This is a genomic window from Bacillus sp. MUM 116 (genome assembly GCF_001866655.1).
Classification (GTDB): domain Bacteria; phylum Bacillota; class Bacilli; order Bacillales; family Cytobacillaceae; genus Neobacillus.
The window spans coordinates 11,646-31,972 of record NZ_MLYR01000044.1 but is presented as its reverse complement, the minus strand read 5'-3'; the positions used below and the strand labels follow the sequence as shown (position 1 = coordinate 31,972).

At 35.6% G+C, this 20,327-nt stretch carries 22 protein-coding genes; 19 read left to right on the top strand and 3 right to left on the bottom strand.

Annotated elements, in window-relative coordinates:
• The first annotated feature begins 347 nt into the window (after nt 1-347).
• The 6 genes from BIV60_RS12035 (at nt 348) to BIV60_RS12010 (ending at nt 6,380) form a co-directional block, all read left to right on the top strand.
• Nucleotides 348-1,517 carry a replication initiation protein gene (locus tag BIV60_RS12035; protein WP_071355977.1) on the top strand — a complete coding sequence of 390 codons (1,170 nt, stop codon included), beginning with the start codon at nt 348-350 and terminating at the stop codon, nt 1,515-1,517.
• A 326-nt stretch (nt 1,518-1,843) separates the two neighbouring features.
• On the top strand, nt 1,844-2,125 hold the full coding sequence (locus BIV60_RS12030) for a DUF5839 family protein (RefSeq protein WP_071356017.1): 282 nt from the start codon (nt 1,844-1,846) through the stop codon (nt 2,123-2,125).
• A gap of 639 nt (nt 2,126-2,764) precedes the next feature.
• Nucleotides 2,765-3,700 carry a replication initiator protein A gene (locus BIV60_RS12025; protein ID WP_071355976.1) on the top strand — a complete coding sequence of 312 codons (936 nt, stop codon included), beginning with the start codon at nt 2,765-2,767 and terminating at the stop codon, nt 3,698-3,700.
• 109 nt (nt 3,701-3,809) lie between these two features.
• A complete protein-coding gene (locus BIV60_RS12020; protein ID WP_071355975.1) occupies nt 3,810-4,445 on the top strand; it encodes an HAD-IA family hydrolase in 636 nt (211 codons plus the stop codon).
• A complete protein-coding gene (locus BIV60_RS12015; protein WP_071355974.1) occupies nt 4,442-5,833 on the top strand; it encodes a sensor histidine kinase in 1,392 nt (463 codons plus the stop codon). Before BIV60_RS12020 ends, BIV60_RS12015 begins: the two co-directional genes overlap by 4 nt.
• On the top strand, nt 5,823-6,380 hold the full coding sequence (locus tag BIV60_RS12010; RefSeq protein WP_256218396.1) for a response regulator: 558 nt from the start codon (nt 5,823-5,825) through the stop codon (nt 6,378-6,380). Before BIV60_RS12015 ends, BIV60_RS12010 begins: the two co-directional genes overlap by 11 nt.
• 166 nt (nt 6,381-6,546) lie before the next feature.
• Here the strand turns inward: BIV60_RS12010 and BIV60_RS12005 are convergent, their stop codons facing one another.
• Nucleotides 6,547-6,981 carry a helix-turn-helix domain-containing protein gene (locus BIV60_RS12005; RefSeq protein ID WP_071355972.1) on the bottom strand — a complete coding sequence of 145 codons (435 nt, stop codon included), beginning with the start codon at nt 6,979-6,981 and terminating at the stop codon, nt 6,547-6,549.
• A gap of 148 nt (nt 6,982-7,129) precedes the next feature.
• Between BIV60_RS12005 and BIV60_RS12000 the strand changes: the two genes are divergently transcribed.
• The 12 genes from BIV60_RS12000 to BIV60_RS11945 all read left to right on the top strand — a co-directional run bounded on the left by BIV60_RS12000 (nt 7,130) and on the right by BIV60_RS11945 (nt 18,129).
• A complete protein-coding gene (locus BIV60_RS12000; protein ID WP_483295114.1) occupies nt 7,130-7,315 on the top strand; it encodes a helix-turn-helix domain-containing protein in 186 nt (61 codons plus the stop codon).
• 56 nt (nt 7,316-7,371) lie between these two features.
• Nucleotides 7,372-7,692, top strand: coding sequence for a hypothetical protein (locus BIV60_RS11995; protein ID WP_071356016.1), 321 nt, complete (start codon nt 7,372-7,374; stop codon nt 7,690-7,692).
• Between the two features lie 21 nt (nt 7,693-7,713).
• Nucleotides 7,714-8,085 carry a hypothetical protein gene (locus BIV60_RS11990; RefSeq protein WP_071355970.1) on the top strand — a complete coding sequence of 124 codons (372 nt, stop codon included), beginning with the start codon at nt 7,714-7,716 and terminating at the stop codon, nt 8,083-8,085.
• Nucleotides 8,085-8,789 carry a hypothetical protein gene (locus BIV60_RS11985; protein ID WP_071355969.1) on the top strand — a complete coding sequence of 235 codons (705 nt, stop codon included), beginning with the start codon at nt 8,085-8,087 and terminating at the stop codon, nt 8,787-8,789. Before BIV60_RS11990 ends, BIV60_RS11985 begins: the two co-directional genes overlap by 1 nt.
• Nucleotides 8,761-10,680 (top strand): VirB4 family type IV secretion system protein, encoded by a 1,920-nt coding sequence (locus tag BIV60_RS11980; RefSeq protein ID WP_071355968.1) that lies wholly within the window; start codon nt 8,761-8,763, stop codon nt 10,678-10,680. Before BIV60_RS11985 ends, BIV60_RS11980 begins: the two co-directional genes overlap by 29 nt.
• Nucleotides 10,680-11,729 (top strand): bifunctional lytic transglycosylase/C40 family peptidase, encoded by a 1,050-nt coding sequence (locus BIV60_RS11975; RefSeq protein ID WP_071355967.1) that lies wholly within the window; start codon nt 10,680-10,682, stop codon nt 11,727-11,729. Before BIV60_RS11980 ends, BIV60_RS11975 begins: the two co-directional genes overlap by 1 nt.
• An 11-nt stretch (nt 11,730-11,740) precedes the next feature.
• Nucleotides 11,741-12,301 (top strand): hypothetical protein, encoded by a 561-nt coding sequence (locus BIV60_RS11970; protein WP_071355966.1) that lies wholly within the window; start codon nt 11,741-11,743, stop codon nt 12,299-12,301.
• Complete coding sequence (locus BIV60_RS11965) at nt 12,298-12,945, top strand: hypothetical protein (protein WP_071355965.1); 648 nt, start codon at nt 12,298-12,300, stop codon at nt 12,943-12,945. The genes BIV60_RS11970 and BIV60_RS11965 overlap by 4 nt, the downstream gene beginning before the upstream one ends.
• A gap of 14 nt (nt 12,946-12,959) precedes the next feature.
• Complete coding sequence (locus tag BIV60_RS11960) at nt 12,960-13,967, top strand: conjugal transfer protein TrbL family protein (protein WP_071355964.1); 1,008 nt, start codon at nt 12,960-12,962, stop codon at nt 13,965-13,967.
• A 17-nt stretch (nt 13,968-13,984) separates the two neighbouring features.
• Nucleotides 13,985-15,292: a type VII secretion protein EssB/YukC gene (locus BIV60_RS11955; protein ID WP_177177283.1), complete on the top strand. Its 1,308-nt coding sequence runs from the start codon at nt 13,985-13,987 to the stop codon at nt 15,290-15,292.
• A gap of 2 nt (nt 15,293-15,294) precedes the next feature.
• On the top strand, nt 15,295-17,817 hold the full coding sequence (locus tag BIV60_RS11950; protein ID WP_071355962.1) for a VirD4-like conjugal transfer protein, CD1115 family: 2,523 nt from the start codon (nt 15,295-15,297) through the stop codon (nt 17,815-17,817).
• 81 nt (nt 17,818-17,898) lie between these two features.
• A complete protein-coding gene (locus tag BIV60_RS11945; protein WP_071355961.1) occupies nt 17,899-18,129 on the top strand; it encodes a hypothetical protein in 231 nt (76 codons plus the stop codon).
• 122 nt (nt 18,130-18,251) lie between these two features.
• Here BIV60_RS11945 and BIV60_RS11940 read toward each other — a convergent pair whose 3' ends face one another.
• On the bottom strand, nt 18,252-19,091 hold the full coding sequence (locus tag BIV60_RS11940; RefSeq protein ID WP_071355960.1) for an ATP-dependent DNA ligase: 840 nt from the start codon (nt 19,089-19,091) through the stop codon (nt 18,252-18,254).
• 76 nt (nt 19,092-19,167) lie between these two features.
• On the bottom strand, nt 19,168-19,335 hold the full coding sequence (locus BIV60_RS29640) for a hypothetical protein (protein WP_177177282.1): 168 nt from the start codon (nt 19,333-19,335) through the stop codon (nt 19,168-19,170).
• 88 nt (nt 19,336-19,423) lie between these two features.
• Here BIV60_RS29640 and BIV60_RS11935 point away from each other — a divergent pair, with 88 nt between their 5' ends.
• Complete coding sequence (locus tag BIV60_RS11935; RefSeq protein ID WP_071355959.1) at nt 19,424-19,678, top strand: hypothetical protein; 255 nt, start codon at nt 19,424-19,426, stop codon at nt 19,676-19,678.
• The last annotated feature ends 649 nt before the right edge of the window (nt 19,679-20,327 follow it).

Genomic DNA, 20,327 nt, shown 5'->3' with positions numbered 1-20,327 from the left:
TGAATACACAACAGATTTGGGGTATTACATAACAAAAAAGGGGTGGAAACACAACAAATTTGGGGTGCCGAACCTATACACTTTTGGGGCGAAAGCACAACAGATTTGGGGCATTGCACAACAAAAAAGGGGTGAATACACAACAAATTTAGGGTGTCAAACCTATACACTTTTGGGGCGAAAGCACAACAGATTTGGGGTATTACACAACAAAAAAGGGGTGAATACACAACAAATTTGGGGTGATCTTGTTTAAACGGAAATATTCCGAAAAAAAACTTTAATTTATTTATGTTGGTTTTATCGTTTAAAATGATAGTATCACTTATTTTAGGGGACTATACATAATGACAAATGAAAATAGAGATATAATTTTCAAAGATTCAAATCTAGTTTCAAAAGCAAATACCATTATCGAAGCAACCTATAAATTAGGTGTGATGGAACAAAAGATTATATCTACCATTGCTTCAAATATTCGTCCCACAGATAAAGATTTTCAGACTTATACGTTTTCTATTAAGCAATTTAAAGACCTAATAGGTTCAAAATCAAAGAATATATATGGTGAAATAGATAAAATCACCACAAAGTTAATGCAACCTTTTTTATTCATAAATGCTGAAGGAAAACCAACCAGGATTGCTTGGTTATCTAAAGCCACATATAACACAAATGAAGGATCTGTAACTGTTCGTTTCGACCCTGATTTAAAGCCATTTTTTTTATTTTTAAGTGAAAAATTTACCCGATATAAATTAGGGAATATCATTCATCTTCGCAGCAGCTACTCCATTCGATTATATGAACTTCTAAAAAGTTATGAGGGTTTAACTGAAAGGACTTTTACATTAGTTGAGTTAAGGATTAAATTAGGTATTCCAGATAAATATCCGAAATGGATAAATTTCAGGCAACGGGTTCTAGACCATGCAAAAGATGAGCTTGAGGAAAAGACGGATATTACTTTTACTTACGAAACTATTAAAAAAGGCCGTTCTGTAGAAAAAGTAAAATTCAAAATAAAACAAAATCCTAAAGTATCCAGCATTCCTGATATACAAGAAAAAATGGATAAGGTGATGGAAAAAGAAGATGTTTTGGAAATTCAAAAACTGGGGAAAGAATTAGGATTAAATTTATCAGCAAAACTTGTTTCGGAATGGTTGCAATATGGAAAAGAAAATGTATTGGAATTAATAGATTATATCAAATATAAAACAGATATAAAAAATCCGATTGGATACGTATCTTCTGTTTTACCAAAAAAGGTAAAAGATAAAGAGGAGCCGGAGGCTGATAACGTTCAAAAAGCTATTCGTCAGTTTATTTTGAATAATATTCCTAAACGAAAAGTTAAAAGGTTGGAATATTTACCTGATTGGATGATGGAAGAAATCGCTATTGAAGTATTTAAGCAATTTATGACTGAAGAGCAAGCAAATAATTTGTGGTTAGAAAAAAAGGTAGAAATTATACAAGAACTCAATACACAAAGAGAAAAAATGCTTGTTTAAAAAACCGAGGATATGGAACGAATGGAAAACGACTGCGCATTGGCTTAAGCAAACACCCCATGTAAAAATGAGGGGAAACCTCTTACAAAGGCAAGAAAGCCTCGTATGGCGTACGGTAAGCGGACCGTAGGGAGCACATTAAGGAGTTGATAGACTCGCTACGCCAAGACCTTTTGGAAGAACAACATATACTGGAGTAGTCCATTAAGTGAAACCCTAAAAAAATAAAGGATTTTCATGAATAAAAGCTAATTAATCCTTATATATCAATGTTTTTTTCACGATGAGAATTGAATAATTATATGAATGAGAAATTGCTCGGAGGGATGATCTTGGAAAATAATAGAATAGCTGCTTTTCATGTTTTGAGCAACAAGGACGGAATTATAAAATTGGCTACAAGTAAAATGTACTATTGGCATATACCCAAATATTTGAGAAACGAGCCAATTCAACAAGGAGATATTGTTTTAGTTCTTACTGCAAATGGTTTTGCACCCGTGTTAGTGATGCAGGTATTTCGAGAAGAATTTAAGGAAACACAAAAGCGCTATAAAAGAGTGGTCAAGGTGTTAGAAAGAGCACCAAAGAAGGAACCTGTTAGTTAATTTTATTTTATTTTACGAGGAAACGAAAATTTTTGACTATCCAGAAGCAAAAGAAATCTATGAAGCTTGTAACCCAGAGTTAAAGCAATCCTGCTAAGAGAGCCTTAAGGCTCTTTTTTAAGTTCAGTAAGACATTGACCGTGCTCTGTGACAGATATTGTAGCAGCTACGTCAGCTGATATAGCTGCTATTGCAGGAGGGAGCAGATTTAATAAAGCTCAGAGGCATATTAGAAAAGATTTAGAGGTCCATTTTTTATAGAAAGTTCGAAATATATATTTTACCATTTATTTTTTAATTTGGGGAGGGTGAAAAAATTCACCCCCCTTAAATTTGCTATAATTTAGAAAAATACTTGATTTAATTTTTCTCATAAACCATAATGATATTAACAAATAAGAACGGAAAATAAAAAAGACTTTCAGCTGTTTAAGTGGTGCTTGCAACACCCTTAAACCGTTACCCTACTCACACTAGGGAAACACTTGCCAAAAGTCTCTTTAATATCATTATATACATGTTTATTTTAAACTATGTATATAGATTTTTCAAGAGGCTTATATTAGATTTTTAAGGCGTTGTTTCCTAATTTTTAGGGAATAACGTCTTTTTTGTTTTCCCGAGAGGGGAACAAATAAAATGAGTAGATATTTTACAAATGCTGATAATGCTAATTTGATTTATTTCCAATTTCCGAAACTGTTAATGTACGGGGAGAAGTACAAAAAAATGTCTGGCGATGGAAAGCTATTTTATATGCTATGTCTGGATTTAATTAAGCTTTCGATGAAAAGAGGATGGAAAGATGAAGAAGGTCATTATTACATAAAAATGTCTTTGGAAACAATCAAAGAACGTATGAACTGTCAAAATACAAAGGCTGTTAATTTAAAAAAAGAACTTATTACATATGGTTTAATGGAAGCTATGAGGATTGGCCAAGGTAAGTCTGATCGTCTTTATATTCTTCAGCTTGAATATACGGATGAAGATATTTATAAAGCAAACAACGACCACGAAGGTATCGAAAATGACGAAGAACCACCTTTGGGAAATCCCGGATCCCTAGAGCCACAAGAGAACTCCGAAAATCAGAGTTCTAGAACTCCACAAATCGGAGAACTAGAACTCCACAAATCGGAGACAATTAAGAATAATATTATTAAAAATAAACAAATAAGAACTAATACTAATAACAAATATATAGATAATATTGATGATGATAAGCGAACTTCCCCTTCGGGAGAAGTTTCGGCTAGACATAACGATGAATATATTAATTTAGTTATTTCAAATTTTAGAGAATCTACTAAAGAGGAATTATCAAATAGGAGTTTTAATGCTGTTGTTCGAAAAGTCGTTGATAAATATAATCAGGGAAAAGTTAATATCTTTAGGGATTACCTTGTTACTGCCCTATCAAATAAAATAGAAGAGTTAGAATTCCGTCGAGCCAAGGATCAAGTCAAAGAGGAAATAAAAAAATCTAAACAACAAAAGTTCCAGCAATGGAAACAAGAATTGGATACCCAACCTATAATTGAAGTACCTTTCTACAATTGGTTGGATGCTTAATACGGCCAACCATTTTAGAAAGAATTCTATCTTAAGATAGATAAAGCAGGGTTAACCCTGCACGACAGGACTCTTTATTCAAAAGAATTACACGAAAGGATGTTAAGCGATGCCCAAAACAGTAATCTTTGATTTTGATGGAACGCTCGTTTACAGTAGACCACTAGCCATTCAACTATTTAATGATTTTGCAGACAAATATGGCTATAGAAAGATAAGTGATGATGAAGTTGAATACTTGTCTACACTTTCTATTCCAGATCGTCTAAAGGCATTGAAATGTCCGATGTATAAGCTACCGATGCTTCTTATTGATATGAAAAAGAAGTACAAAAAGGATGTTGCCACTCTAGGTTCCGTTGCTGGAATTAGGGAAGTCCTTGGGGATTTAAAAAAAAATGGAGCAACCATCGGAATACTGTCATCGAATTACAAAGAAAACATCCGAAGCTTTCTTGAGCTTAATCAAATTGATGCTTTTGATTTTGTTTTCACGGCGAGCAATATCTTCGGCAAAGATAAAGCTATTCTGCGCTTGATGAAAGATAAAGGAATCTCTCCAAGTGAAATGTTGTATGTCGGTGACGAGCTTCGGGACATTGAAGCATGTAATAAAATTCATGTACCTTGTGTAGCAGTTACATGGGGATTTGAAGCTCAGGAATTGTTGGTTAGTGCAAATCCTCAATACATAATTCATGAGCCAGTAGAAATTTGCAACATAATTAAGGAATGTTCAACATGATTTATTTTGCGATGTTTTTTCTTCCGTTGATAGTTGCTGTTTTGATCGCTTTTTATTCCGAATCAGATTCATCCAAATGGGCTGTTGTGTTTCTTGTTAGTAGTGGGTTGGGTGGACTGAACCAAGTCATTGCACATGTTATTTTTCCGATTATGGATCCTAATGGATTGTTTAAAATGGTTTTGTTATATATTGATCCATTGTTTAGTTTGATTCCACACACTATTTATCACTACGGATTAATAATGTATGCAATTGTTTATTCGGGTATTTTCCGTAAAAAATCCATAAAAATTTTTTCCTATATTTTATTGATTCCCGTATTTATTAGCTTCTTTATGCAACCTTGGAATCTAGCTAATAAAGACCAATATTTTTACATTAACCATGCTATTTGGGTTATTCCTTATAATCTTTACAGTTGTTGGTTGCTCATTTCTTCTTACTTTAAGGAGAAGAACAAGCAAGTTAAACAGAATCGTCTGTTTACAGCTTTTATTCTGGTTCCGACAATCTTAGCTGGTATGGTCTTTATCTATATAGCAAATATAATTGATATTCAACATTCTAAACAATATTACGAGGTAATCCCTTATTTTATTGCCTATTCCTTTACTTTGTTTTTAATTTTTTCGCTGTTTAATGGTGTCCTTGGAATAAAAATTCGATTGGAAAGCCATATTTTAAGTCAAACCATGTCTGCCGTATCATCTGGAACGGATATTATCAATCACACCATGAAGAATGAGATTTCCAAAATAAAATACCTTTCTGATCGGATTGATCGTTGGGTAGATAACAATGGAAAAGATGAATCCATGAAAGATGTAATTGGAAAAATAGTAGATGTAAGCAATCACATGATGGATATGGTAGATCATATTCGTTCGCAAACGGCTGAAATAGTAATCATAAGGAATAATCATTTTCTTTCTGACATCTTGGATAAAGTTATTGTAAACCCCAATATAGAAAAGAAAAATGTGCAGATTACCGTGGACAGCCAATTCAAAGGTACTCTTAATTGTGATCGAATTCATGTTGAAGAAGCATTGAATAATATCATCAACAATTCCATTGAAGCTATGAAACATACTGAACGGTACATAACAATTTCTACGTTTGAACTAAGAAACTCAATCATTATCCAGATAGCAGACAGTGGCCAGGGCATTCCAAAAGAACTTTTAGATAAAGTCATTACCCCATATTTCACGACTAAGAAGGATTCAAATAACTATGGCTTGGGATTAAGTTATTGCTCTGAAGTCATGAGAAAACATAAAGGTAATTTAATGATAACCAGTGATGTGAAAGGAACTATTGTTAAATTGATTTTTACAAGAGGTAGGTGGGACCATGGAGATAATAAAAGTCATGCTGGTTGAAGATGAAGAGTTTTGGCGACAAAATATCACATTTGAACTTAAACAAGTCCCAGATATAGAAGTAACTATTGTAGCTGCTTCGAAATCTGAAGCTTTTGAAAAATTTTGCCCTTCTAAAGTTGATGTTGCTTTGGTTGACCTCTGTTTGACCAAACATCAATTTGACGGATTAGAAATAGTGAAAGCATTGACGGAACGAAATTTAGAGCGAATTATCGTCCTTACAAGCATTCGGGAAAGAGAAATTATTCTAAAAGCCTTTGATTATGGAACAATAAATTACATCACGAAATCATCTTGTAAAGATATTGTTGCGTCGATCAGAGAGGCTTATTACAACAGGGTTAGCATTCATTCAGATGTTTCGAATGTACTTATTAATGAACTTAAAAGGGAAAGAAAAGTAAAAGTATTAACTCCTTTAGAACGGGAGGTTTATGATCTGAGAGAACAGGGGCTAAACAAAAAGCAGATCGCTCAAAAGCTTTATAAGTCCATTGAAACAATAAAAAGTCATTTGAAAATAATAAAAAGCAAAATAAATTGAAGGAGGCCACTTTAATTTATTTTGCTTTTTTTGTTGAATGGTAGTAGAAAATGATTTCATAATATCGAAATGCAAATATAATATTATACCATATGTTTCTAAAACTGGGGAGGGTGAATTTTTTCACCCTCCCCTAAACTTTTTCAGTCTTGTAGCATAAAGGTAATTACTTATTATTCGTTATTGAATCAAGGAGGTCGGTTAAAAGTACTCGTTCTTTATCGTCTAATTCATCTATTGCTTTTATAACAGGGGTAATGCTTTTTAGTACTGGCATGATATTTTTTGTAAGAAGGATTCGAATCATCTTTATCTCGCTTTCAGACATTTGGTTTAAAACCTTGAGCAACTGTCTTTTATCAGGATTATCTACTTTAAGATTAGGCGAAACATTGTCTGGCAATATTTCATAAAGTGAAACTCCCAGTGCATTACAAATTTTTATAAGAGTTTCAATATTTGTCGTTGAATGACCATTTTCAATCTTACTGATTGTGCCTTGGGAAGTTTCTGAGAGCTCAGATAGTACGGTGGTTGACATATTTATCGCTTTTCGATATTTATTGATCTTGGCTCCAAGTTCCTTACTAAATTGATCCATAATTCTCACTCACCAGTTGTAGATTATTTTTACCTAAATTATATCAGAAAAAGGAGGAAGGAATTCTTAATATTTATTCTTATTAGAATATATTTTATTGACTTAATTATTCGATATGGAATATAATGGATTAAAGGAGGTGATCATTATTTATAAAATAAGGGAAAAGAGGGTAGAGAAAGGGTGGACACAATTCGAGCTGGCTGAAAAATCAGGAGTTCCACAGCCGACCATTTCGCAAATCGAAAGTGGAAATCGAAGATACCCTACTCATGAAAATATCAAGAAGATTGCTAAAGCTTTAGAAATCAACATAGAGGAACTTACCGAGTAACGCTAAAAGATGAATTATGTATGTGTGTAACAAAAAAACGGAAAGGGGATTTTACATTGAAAAAAATTTTAAAATCAAAAACGCCTTGGATTACAGCATTTTTTGCTGGTCTTCCATCCATAGCTTTTGCAAAAGGTGAAGCTATTGATCCGACTTCGACGATTAAGACAGTTATTAATGCATTCATTGGAGTAGGGGTAGGAGTTGCGACTGCTTATTGTGCAGCGAATGCTATTTTTCTAGTCATCTCGTATATGGCAAAACATGAAGGTCATGATCGAGCTGAGCTTAAAGGGAAGCTTCAATATCTTATTATTCTTGAAATCTTAGCAGTGTCCATTGGCGGAATAGTTTACTGGGTTAAGGGACTTTTATGATATTGAGTGAGGTAAGCTGTTATGTATGATGAACAAGTATTATCGGCTCTCAAACGGATTCTATCTCGTTCCCTATTTGGTGAAGAAGCTACAAAAGGAAAAGAGTTTTATATCCCAATGAATATAGACTCTAAAACACAAATGTGGGGGATATATTTATCCGATTTACGCTTCTTTGTTCCCGTCATTATTTTGGTTGGCTTCTTATTTTTTCTACGTGTAAATTGGATTATTCAATTGTCTTTAGACTTCTTACTATTCTTCTCAGTTCTTTTTCTCATCATGATTCGACCTCTCCGACGTGATTTACCAGCCTGGAAAATATTTATTTGGTACTTTCAATTTGATCAACGGCAAAAACGTTTTTTCTATCGTAAGAAAGGAGTGAATTAATGTTAAAGGCTCTTCAAAATTACCTCATCAATCGTGCGAAGAACAAAGAGCAGCAGACCGACCTTAGTGCGCAAGATGCCTTTCCTGTGGAGGATATACGAGATGATGTGGCAGTAACAAAAGATAATCGTCTCGTTGCTGTATTTTGGATAAGTACTATTAATCTAGATTTAATGTCTTTAGGAGAACAAAGTTATGTGTTTGATAGTTTTGAGGCATTTTTGGCGGGATTGGACGGGAACATTCAATTTGAAAATGTCGCGCAGCCAGTTAATTTGCAAGATTACACTCGAATGTTGGTCCAAAAACATGAAGTTGAGGAAAACGAGCATAAACGACGTCTTCAAGCAAGTTATGCATTGTTCGCCTATGACCATCAGACGCATAACAAAATTTTCAAAAAAGAGCATTATGTGATTATCGATCAAAAAATTATAGGGGATGATGACCTGGCTTATAAAGATGCATTAGATGAACTGAATCAGCGAGCAAAAGAATTGGAAGAGCGAATTAGAAATATGTTCGGAAGAGACTTTACACTTGATTGCTACCGCTTAACGAATCAGCAGCTTATGTATCTGTTTCAAGTATTTTATAACTATGCTGCAGCTATGTATCAGCCTATTGAAGAGGCATATGTGCCACAAGTGATTCGAAAAGGAGGGGAAAAACCGGATGCGAAAGTTGTTTACATTGCTGGCTAAGAAGGAAGAAGAAACAATCGTGTTTCAAGAAGAAGATGAAATTACGTTTAAAGATATCATTTTGCCAGATGTCGTAGAAGAACATACCAAATACATGCAGCTTGGAAGCAACTATGCAAGTACTATCTGCGTGTTTGACTATCCGAAGCGGGTATTTGGAAATTGGCTTTCCAATTTACGCCGTTTTCAAGGAAATGTAACGATTTCGATTCATCTCGAAAAATCTCCTTCTGATAAAATGATTAAGCACTTAAAACGAGCTATTCCTGAATTGGAAAGCCGGGAGGCTACAAAAGACGAATATAAAAGAAGAGCTGCAGAAAAGGAACGAATGAGCAATGAGCGTTTATTAGATAAGTTGGTCGAAAGTGACTGCGATATTATGTTTAAAGTTCATATGTATATTCATCTACAAGCCCAAAACCTAAAAGAACTAGAACGACTGGAAGGACGTATCACCAATTTGTTGCAGCGTGTTCATTTAAAAGGAACACATGTACATTATCGAGCGAAAGATGCTTTTCATTCTGTCTTGCCACTTAGGGATAATGCAGTACCTGAAGTTACAAATCGAAATATTGATGTAGAAGCTTTATCATCATTTATCCCGTTCGATGATTCTGAAATTTTCCATCAGAGCCAATATAGCGTTATTAAAGGGATTAATGAAACTACGGGTAGTATTGTTCTAGTAGATCATTATGCTTTAATGAATCATAGTGAATTCATTTGCGGGACTTCGGGATCTGCAAAAACAACTATGATGATTTCGGATGTGTTACGTCATTGGCCTCTTGGAGTAAAGACATATGTTATCGATCCAGAGGGAGAATTCAGAAAAATTGTGAGAGCGTTAGGCGGAACACTGGTCATCCTCTCCAACTCATCAAGAACAGTCATTAACCCGATGGAAATTTTAAATAATGAAATTACAGATACAGAAGAATTGGAAGAGGATGGAGAATTACAAGCCTCCTTATTGAGTCAAAAGGTCCAAAGATTAAAGATTTTATTTCGCTCCATGAAAAAGGATTTAACACAAGTCGAAGAAGCATTATTGGAAAAAGTGCTATTCAATACGTATAAACGGAAATTAGAGATAAAAGATGAGACAGAGTTAGATTTTAGCTCCTTAAGTTCTAAAGATTTCCCCATTTTTTCAGATGTGTTATACGAAATAGAGAAGCTTCCAGATGAAGAATATCAGGAGTTAAGGCATTTCCGTATGATCTTTGAAACATACGTAACAGGAAGCAATTCTAATATGTTTAATGGCCACACAAATGTGGATTTATCGAATGATTTTATTTGTTTTGATCTTAAAAAATTAGAGGATGGATCTGATTTAAAAAAAACGGCTATGTACAATGTTATCACCTTCTTATGGGACGAAATTACGCGTGATAAATCGGTTATGAAGCGGCTCTACATCGATGAGGCCCACGTTCTGGCTGATCCGGATCATCCTTTGCTTATGAAGTTTGTGTCTCACATTTATAAACGCATTCGTAAGTATAAAGGCGGTGCAACGGTTGCGACGCAGCAAATTGAGGATTACTTATCAGCCTCCGATGGAAAACGCAATTATGGGGCAGCCATTATTGAAAATTCCTATACAAAATTGATTTTAGGATTAGAGGAAAAGGGTTTACAAGACTTAATCGAAAAAAGTGGTATTCAACTTTCAGAAAAAGAAATTAAAATTATCAAGCGAAAAGTAAAGGCGAAAGGCATTTATTGCATGGGTACTAAACGAGTTCAGATTGAGATTGTACAAACGCCAGAAGAGATGCGGTTATTTGATGCAGCAAGATATGAAGAAAAGTTTATGAAAGATGCAAATAAAGTACCGCATTATGACATTTCTGTTATCAAGCGTGGTGTTTCTTAATGCTGACTGCGGTTCGGGTGGGAAGCTTAGTTGTTAAGTTTCGAAAGCCCATTCTGATGGCGGTCATTGGTTTTATAGGGGTTTTATTTCTTACCATGGCTGGTATTTCTTCTCTTCAATTGAATCCTCCTATCAGTGGTGAAATAGGAGGAAAAGCAAATGTATCACCAGCGGTCCGAAATTGGGAACCTGTAGTAAAAAAATTTGCAGAAGAGTTTGGAATAGGAGACTATACTGAACTTCTTCTCGCATTGATGCAACAGGAAAGTGGGGGAACAGGACTCGATCCAATGCAGGCGAGTGAGGGAGCTTTTAATAACAAGTACCCTAAAATCCCCAATGGGATTCAAGATCCAATATACAGTATTTGGGCAGGGGTTCAAGAATTTAAAAATGTTCTGATGAAAGCTAATTATGATGTGCCATTAACCCTTCAGTCGTATAACTATGGCCCCGGATTTATTGATTATATAAAGGCGAGAGGTGGTAAATATAGCAAGGAATTAGCCATTCAGTTTTCACAGGAGCATACACCGCCGCAAGGCATTTGTTCATCTGCAATCAGGACGCAATATAAAGCCTGTTATGGCGATTTTCAGTACTCTGAAAAAGTATTAAAGAACTTGACACCAGATACCTCTAATGTCGCAATTGCAGCAGGCGTACAAGGATTTGATGTCAATACAGTCTATAACACGATGGCTAACTATTTAGGAAAACCGTATTATTGGACGGGAGTAAGTCCTGAAACAGGATTCGATTGCAGCGGCTTAATGTTGTACGGATTTCGACAAGTTGGTATCAATCTTCCCCGCACGGCTCAAGAACAATATAATTTTACAGCTCATGTAAATCCAGAACAGCTACAAGCAGGTGATCTTGTCTTCTTTCAGGGCACATATAATGGGCCAACAGTGACGCATGTAGGGCTGTATTTAGGAAACGGCAAAATGATTAATTCTAATGACAGTGGACTCAGAATTGACAATGTGTTTGATGGATACTGGGGTAAACATTACTACGGTGCGGGTAGGGTGATAAAGGGATAAGGAGGGAAGGAATGCGGATTTTCAAAAATATACTGATTGCTACACTCCTTATTATGGTTTGCGCCCTCACTTATACGGTGATTTCTGCAAACAGTAAGGTAGACGCAGCTGAGAAGCTTATACAAACGCTCAAACAACAGAAAAAGGAACAAAAGCTCTCTGGTAGTGATGGGGGAAGTGTTAAGCAAGGAGAAGATAAGCTTATACACTTTGTCGAAGCTGCGTTTAATTATAGCTCTCAAAAAGACAACCGTTATGAACAAGCAAAGCCGTATACAACACAAAATGGATTACAATCTATGATTCCTTCTAGTGCTAATGGAGAAGTTCCTAAGCTTCCAAATGATGTGGTTGTTACTTCAAAGGCAACGAATTTCGATGTGTATTTTCGCCCAAACACCTCTGGAACAGGAGGAAAGGGAATTATTATGTTTGATATTACCGTTGATGTAAACGGAAATGCTTCCACTTCCCGAGTAATGTTAGCATGCAAGCTTATTTATGATGAAAAGCAACAAACGTATTTAGTCGATGATACCCAAGTCATCACCCAAACGGAGGGAACACAATGAAAAAATCTACAAAAATTGTAGCTGGTGTAATAGGAGGCTTTCTGTTAATTCTGATTCTCACTGTTACATTCGGAAGAACGGAAGAAAAACCGAAGCAAGCCACACATTCTACGAAATCAACACAAACAGCAGCTTCTACTACTTCATCTCAGAAAGATATAGACTCTAATTCTAAGACATTAGAACAGTTTGGAATGAAGGAAAAAAATATAACAGATCAAGAAAATGTTGATGTGGAAGAAATAAAAAAAGTGACATTGAATTTCTTTCATTTATTTGATGAAAAAAGTTTGAGTGGTCAAGATGCAGTAAATCGTGAAAAAGCTTTATATGACCAAATAAAACAACAGTTTTCTCAGGATTCATTAAAACAATATACCCCGCAACAAATTGCCCAATTTTATCAACGTATCAATCTTTACAGTTCTATAGGTGATGGGAACAATAAATTACTTGATTTAAAGTTAATAAATCTTTCAATTGAGATGGTTGATTATAATTCGGAATACAAAGTTTACTCTGTTGCTGTGAAGCTTACAACTAATCAAAATACTGGGATGCTAGGTGTAGTAATTTCAAATGAAGGTGGAATCTGGAAAATCAATTATACTCCTAATGCTAAGTTTAAAGTTGTTAATTCATAAAGGGGGAAGGAAATATGCCAGACTTTAGTAATATTGCAAATCAAATAGTTGATAAAGCTACGGATGTTGCTAATGGTATAAAAGATGCGGCTCAAAAAACTGGTGAATTTGTTGCCCACCCCATCCAGACGACTACAGAAGCGATTGGAAACAGTGTAAAAGATCAAGCGACCGCTTATATAACAGATATTGCAAAAGGATTTGGAGGAGCGGTACTAAAATGGATGAACTGGTTCATCCTTGACCCAGAAGTATATCAAAACAGTATTGTAGATAATGTGACCACTTTCTTTAAATGGTTTGGTATTTTACTAGCCATCGCGGTGATGATGTATCACATTCTTAATAGTATGCTTCGGGTGAACACAATAGGTGATAACTCAAGTTACATAAAAGATAAGCTGGCTGCTCTTATAAAGAGTATGGTGCTTATTGCTATACTTCCATGGGTAATTGATCAACTTGTTGAATTATGTGGGGCAATGACAAAGTATTTTACGAATAAAGGAATTAATTTTGAAAATAGTGCGTTAGGGAAGTGGCTTGAAACAGGATCACCAGATTCAAAGCTTGCAGAAATGATGGGACTTAACCCGCAAGTTGCTTTAAGTGCAATTGCTATTTGTTCTATTGCTTTCGTTTTCTTATTCTTTGTAGTTGTGTTTCAGCGATTAAAAGCTGATGGAGAATTTGCTTTCCTTGTTGCTACATTTCCTCTGGCGGTAATTAGTTTAATCAGTGATGAACTAAATGTATTTTCGGTTTGGTGGAGAGAAATGATAGCTACACTGTTTACATTTGTCATTCAAGTTATTTTGTTATATATGATTGCTAATTGTTTTGCTACTTTGCAGCTTAAAATGATTGCCCTGGGCTTTGGATTATGTCTTGTTCTTATCAGTGGTCCAGCTTTTTTAAGACAATTTTTATACAGTACAGGAACGGGACGTGCCGCGATTGGTGCAGCTGGATCAGCGGGAAAGGTTGCTATTGCCAAATTCATTCTCAAAGGGGGTAAATAACGATGAGTAAGCCGCAGATGTTTTTAGAGGGGACATTACAAATAGAAGGGAAGGATGCCTGCTACCGCATTCCTTCCAATCTCACAAAAGTAGATACGGTTGGTGAATTAAAGCCATTAAAACAACCATCGCACCTATTCTTTAATTGTATGGAAATTCATTTTGATAAGCAATATACGACTTTTCATTATGAGATCGAAAAGGGATTTCTTCCTTTATCAAGAGAAAGAAAGCAAGCGCCACTACAAAAGCTTGCTATTGCTGAAAATCTTTTAACCTTCGAATCTCTTGCGGACAGTAACTATGTTACATTTCTTCATCCTGAAAACCTCTACATTAAGCAATTACAAGAAGTGAAGGCGCTATATAGAGGATTAAGAGGATTAACCAATCCAATAGAGCAGAATGATCACTATTATGTACAATGCTTGATTGTCTATCTCTTTACAAAATATCCATTCCATGCACTTAAACAAAAAGGTCTTTACAGTGTGTATGAAGAGACTACGGATTTCCTTAAACATATTATTGATGCTCGAAACTTTGATGATTTACAAACTGCCATCATTCGAGAAAGAGAACGGCTGCAAGAAAGTTATATGGAAGAGCTAGATAAGAAAAAGAAAGGGAAAAAACCTCAAAAGAAATTGCTTCTTATAGGAGGAAGCGTAATACTTGCATTCGGTATTTCAGGTGGTTCTGTCGCTCTTGGCCAATCTCTTTCAAATCCTGCCGTTCAAGCATCTCAACAATCACTGGCGGATACTCAAAGCAAGTTGAAGCAATCAAATGAATTATTGGAGATGTATCGACTTCATTATAATGGGAAATATGAGCAGCTTATTAATGCTATGAAAAATGAAAAAAAGTTAACTGGTGAGGAAAAAACTCTGCTAAAAGAGTCTTATTTGAGCACTGGGCAGTATGCTGAAGCAGCCAAACTGTCTTCTGAAGAAGACGTGGTTCACTACTTACTTAAAAACAACCCTGATGGATTGAAAAAATGGGAGTCAAATTCTTCCCTGGTTCAATTTGAAAAAGCGTATCTCAATAAGAAATATGATCAGGTCATCTCCTTACGAGAAAAAATAAAACCGGATGATCGCCAAAAATCTATAATTGCTGTTGCTTATATGAACACAAATAAATTGAATGAATCTTTTGTGTTAGCAAAAGAAATCGGTAATAAAGACTTGATGATTCAAGTCAAAAACAAACAAATTGAGGTCATCAAGGCTGACAAAGGTAAAAAAGATAAACAAAAAAAGACAGAAATTAAAGCTATCCAGAAAGAGATTGAAACAATAAACAAAGGGGAGCAATAAAGATGAAAAACATCGGTTCGTTACTCATGGTGCTATTCCTATTTATTTTAATCGATGTATGTCTTGCTGTTGTAATGGCGGTTGTACCGATTGCGATTAAAGCCCCCTTAAATTCGATAGAATCACTAATTTCCCTTGTTCAACATCCTGCGCTCTTGCTGAAAACGGCTTGGGCGCAAATGCCCTTTAAAGTAGGGCAACCGCTTCTTTTACTTTTGTGTTATCTGTTTTATCTGCGTTTAAAAGATGGTACCGAAGGTACATATAAAGAAGCTCACCAACACGGAGGATACGGCAAGGGGAAATGGGCTTCAGTAAGAGAAATTTTTAATCCTCGTTATTTTTCTCAGAAGATGAAAAAAGACATCTTTATGAAAGATTTAAACCGTTCCTTCGAGCTACAAAAACAAGTAGATACAGAGAAAAAAAGAATTCGGATGGAAGAAGATGGGTATGAACCGAAGCCTGAATTAGTGAAAAAAATTGCAGAACATACCGCAGAATTACGAGCATCAGAAGGGTTTCAAGTAGATCGTGTTTATGAAGAAGCAATGGAGTTATTAGAGGCAGAACGAGAAGAGTTTATAAAACAAGAAGTGGCTAAAATTCCAAAACATTATTTGTATTATGAGAAAGCTGGAAAACGAGGTCGTATAGCATTACGAGATGTCGACCTTGATACATTATCTCAATACATCCCTTACTCTCAAGATTATATCAGGGAATACTCAGCACAATTGTTTGAAGAATTCACGGATCGAATGGGGAATATCATTTGTCGTTTTGAAGGTTCGCCTGTTATTCAACATCGCAATAGTAAACTTGGGAACACAAACGTATTGTTCGTTGGTGGCTCAGGTTCTTACAAAACACAAGCTGTAGCATATCCAAATATTATCCATGAAACGCAAGCTAGTATTTTTGTGACAGATGTCAAAGGTGAATTGTTTGAGAACACAGCAGCTATTAAAGAAAAACAAGGCTATGAAGTGAAGGTTATTAACTTTACAAATATGCGAATTTCAAATCGATGGAATAGTCTAGATTGTGTTCGAGAGGAAGTCGAAGCATCCATTGCAGCAGAAGCTTTCGTTTCATCTAAAAATAATCCTGAGAAGAAGGATATCTGGTACAACTCGCAAGTTTCGTTGCTTCGCTCACTCATCTTGTTTGTCGATAACGAATTACATCCTTTGAAACGTAATGTAGAAGGGATAATTGATGTCCTAAGGGAATTTGATACGAAAATAAAAGAAGGTGATGATGAAGCTGAATTGGATCGTCTGTTTTTATCTCTTCCTTATAAACATCCAGCTCGTATTTCTTACGAACTTGGATATAAAAAATCAGAAGACAGAGTACGTTCAGGCATTATTATCTCATTACTGACAACATTAGCAGACTTCACAAGTCAGACAGTAACAAGATTCACTCGAGTAAGTGATTTCCAGCTAGGGGATTTAGGACGAAAAAAAATGATCGTGTATATGATCTTAGAACCGCTCGACGATACTTGGAAAAGTTTAATTAATTTATTTATCCGTCAACTTATGAGCGAGCTGTATAAAGTAGGTGCCGAGAATGATTCAAAGTTGTATGTTCCACTTAAAATGATTCTGGATGAGTTTACAAACCTAGGAAAAATACCGAATTTCGGGAAGTTTTTAAGTACCTGCCGAGGATATGGTATCTCAGCATTACCTATCATACAAGATCCCTCTCAGTTAGAGAAGGAATATGGTAAAACAGATGCAAAAATAATTATTGCGAACTGTTCTGTAAAAGTGATTTTAAAAGCGTCGGAATATGAAACAGCAGAATATTTTTCTAAGACTCTGGGACCAACAACGATTCAGGTTGATAATAAGTCAACAAGTAGTGGTAATCATGGTAATACAAGTAGTCAATCAACGCAGTATGCAAGGAGGAATCTTTTTGATTCAAACGAAATTCAGACTTTAGAAGAAGATACTGTACTTGTTATAACGGATAATACCTCTCCTTTTAAGGGTAAAAAGGCTTTTCAGTTTGAGTTATACAAGGATAAAGATGGAGAAATTATTAAGGGTAAACGTTACTTTAGAAAGCGTGAAATGTTTACATTACAGCAAGACTTTGAAACAAAAACATCCTTAGAAGAAAGGATTAAAGAACTTGAGGGACTAGGTAAAAAATCCCAAGGGGAAATAAAACAGGATATCGAAGTAAAAAGGCAGCAGGAGTTACAGGAAAAAGAGCTTGCAGAACGTGAACAGGAGCAAAGAAAACAACAACAATTGGTTGCGGCTGCACGAGAAAAGATTCCAGCCCTGGCTCAAGTGGCTGCTGCTCAATCAGTTACCACAGCGAATGCTGTGGTTAATCCTTCAGAAGACCAAATTAAGCAACAATTTAAATTAGAATCTGTATCTATTTCTACAAAAGAGCTTCTTTCTAAGGTAAAAGAGAGTATGGAAAAGACCAATGAGTCCAAGGAGGAAAAGGTTGTTACAGAGACGGAAGCAGATGAAGAGTTTGTAGGGTAGTACCCAGATAATTCTAGTAGGAATTTTTTTTTTAACCTGATATGATATTGTTTACAAAATATTTTTAAGGGGGTATGTCTTATGCTGATAACCCATATCCTTATCGGAATTATTTTTGGTTATATTATCTGGAAACTTCTCAAAGTAACATTCAAGTCCATTATATGGATCTTACTTATTGGATTAATTGTGGCTTTTATTTTTCCAAAAGCGTTATTTTTGGTAGGTGGTATCGGTTTTTTAGTTCTAAGTACGTTAGGAGTACTTTTAATTTTAAGTTTACTAGGATTTTTCTTTTTTGAAAATGATTAAAGTGGATATTGGGAGAACAGCTGGCGAAAGCCAGCTTTATTGTTTTTCTCTACTATTTTTTGACTTGGTTATCGATATAAAGAGGAAAAAATATAACTCGCCCAGGATTCCCTTCAGGCGAGTTAATTATTAAAGCAAACGAATGAAGGTAGTCTTAAAAGTCCGGCTTTTGTGATGTTCCGGTATTTGACCGATACGGAAATCGGCTCAATGAAGACATACTTCTCATTTTCATCGATTTTTTTCTGCTGATAAATGTGTTTTCGCGCTTCTTTTGGCACGCCAAGCTCCATGATGCCGGCATATTTGCCGTCTTCAAAGGACAGCAGCCAACCGAATTCCTCTTTCCTGTATCCATTCACGATGACTGAAGCGTGCTTATAATCAATTATCTTAAGCCACGAATGGCTGCGTTTCCCGATCTCGTAGATACTGTCCTTTTTCTTCAGGACAATTCCTTCAAGGTCTTGCTGTTTAATAAGATTGAACAAAGCTTCTCCGTTCCCATCGATACTTAAGACTTTTGATAAAACCGGAGTATCATCCGGGATCAGTTCATTGAGCAATTCCTTGCGCCTATAAAGCGGAAGGTTCGTGACCTTCTCACCTTCATACACCAAAACATCAAAGGCGACGAAACTGACCGGCTCCATCTCGGAAAGGATTTTGATTCGGTCTGTGTTCGTTACAGCGAATCTTGCAATGACTGCTTCGAAATCAATTTTGCCATTCGAATCCATCATGACCACTTCCCCGTCAAGCACGGTACCTTTCGGGATATCAAGCGCCAATAATTCAGGAAAACGCTGTGAGATATCCGTTTTATGACGTGTAAACAATTTCTTTTGTTCCATATATGAATATATAAGTCTAAATCCATCGCATTTTAACTCGGAAATGAAATTTGGATCATTGAATGCTCCATCATCAGACTTATACAGAAGCATAGGGCTCAGATACATTTTTCTCACCTCTATCCCATGATAGCATGGATATACCTTACAAATATTAGGGGATTGATAGAAAGAAAGAAAAGGGCTAATACCGTTTCCAGTTCCAGGGAAGCTTACAATGCGCTTCTAACACTTCAGGGTAACATTCCGGGTAATACCAGTTTGGATATTCATCTGGGAGCTGTTTCATTTCCTCAATCGGATACTGTTTCGCACAATAATAGGCAGACATCTTTTTTTCGACTTTTTCCATATATCCGCAGCCTTTCTCTTGAACAGCAGGATTTCCTCATGTATGCTAAAAGTCGTAAACGTATACGTTTACGATAGGAGGACCACACATGATTGATGATACTGCTAGAAATCAATACCAGCAAGACGCAATGGAGCAACATAACAAAAACGAGCCTTATTGGGAAGAAAAATATGTGCGGGCGACATTCTTTGTTCGCCGGGACCTGTTAGCAAGGCTTGAAGAGGAAATCGATTATCAGGCTAAATTTTTCGGAAAGAAAAAGGGAATTAAAACAAACATCATCAACAACATCCTGGAGGATTACTTAAAGAAATGTTTGGAAGACCGGATCAAAGGGTAGGCTTTTTAAGGTTTATTCGTTCTAAAGGAAAACTTTACGTGTACCTTAAACGGTTAGGATTAAACCTTACCGTTTTTATTAGTCCTAACCACAGGGTTGCTGCTGAAGTCCATCAAATTATTACATAAAATTCCTATCCTACTCTTTATCTACCTTATCTGCTCCCTATATTCAGTACGGGGTACCACCAGCAAATGACAGCAACCCTGTCACTAGGGCCTAAAGGAAATGGAACAAGAAAATTTATAACAATATATACTGAGGATGATTTACTATGTTTGTAGCCATATTTTCGACTTTGAAAATATAGAAAAAACTGCAAAACAAGATTTTGGCTCCGTCTTTGCTTATGAGAAATTTGTAGAAATAGTTCGTGAAGTGGCTCAGTAAGATGGAGGTCGTGTAGTTGCATATGGTGATTTTGATCGGGGAGAAGCTGGATTACAAACGAGACTTATGCTACTTGGGATAGAACCGAGACATGTGGTAACAAAGACTGCCCATGAGTATTTAAAAGGCTCTACAGATATTGAACTTTCGCTAGATATTTTAGAAACTATATACGATTATCCTCATATTACTGATTTTTTACTAGCCTCAATATTTTATACATTCATTTTTCAACGTTTGATATCTTTATACTTTAGGG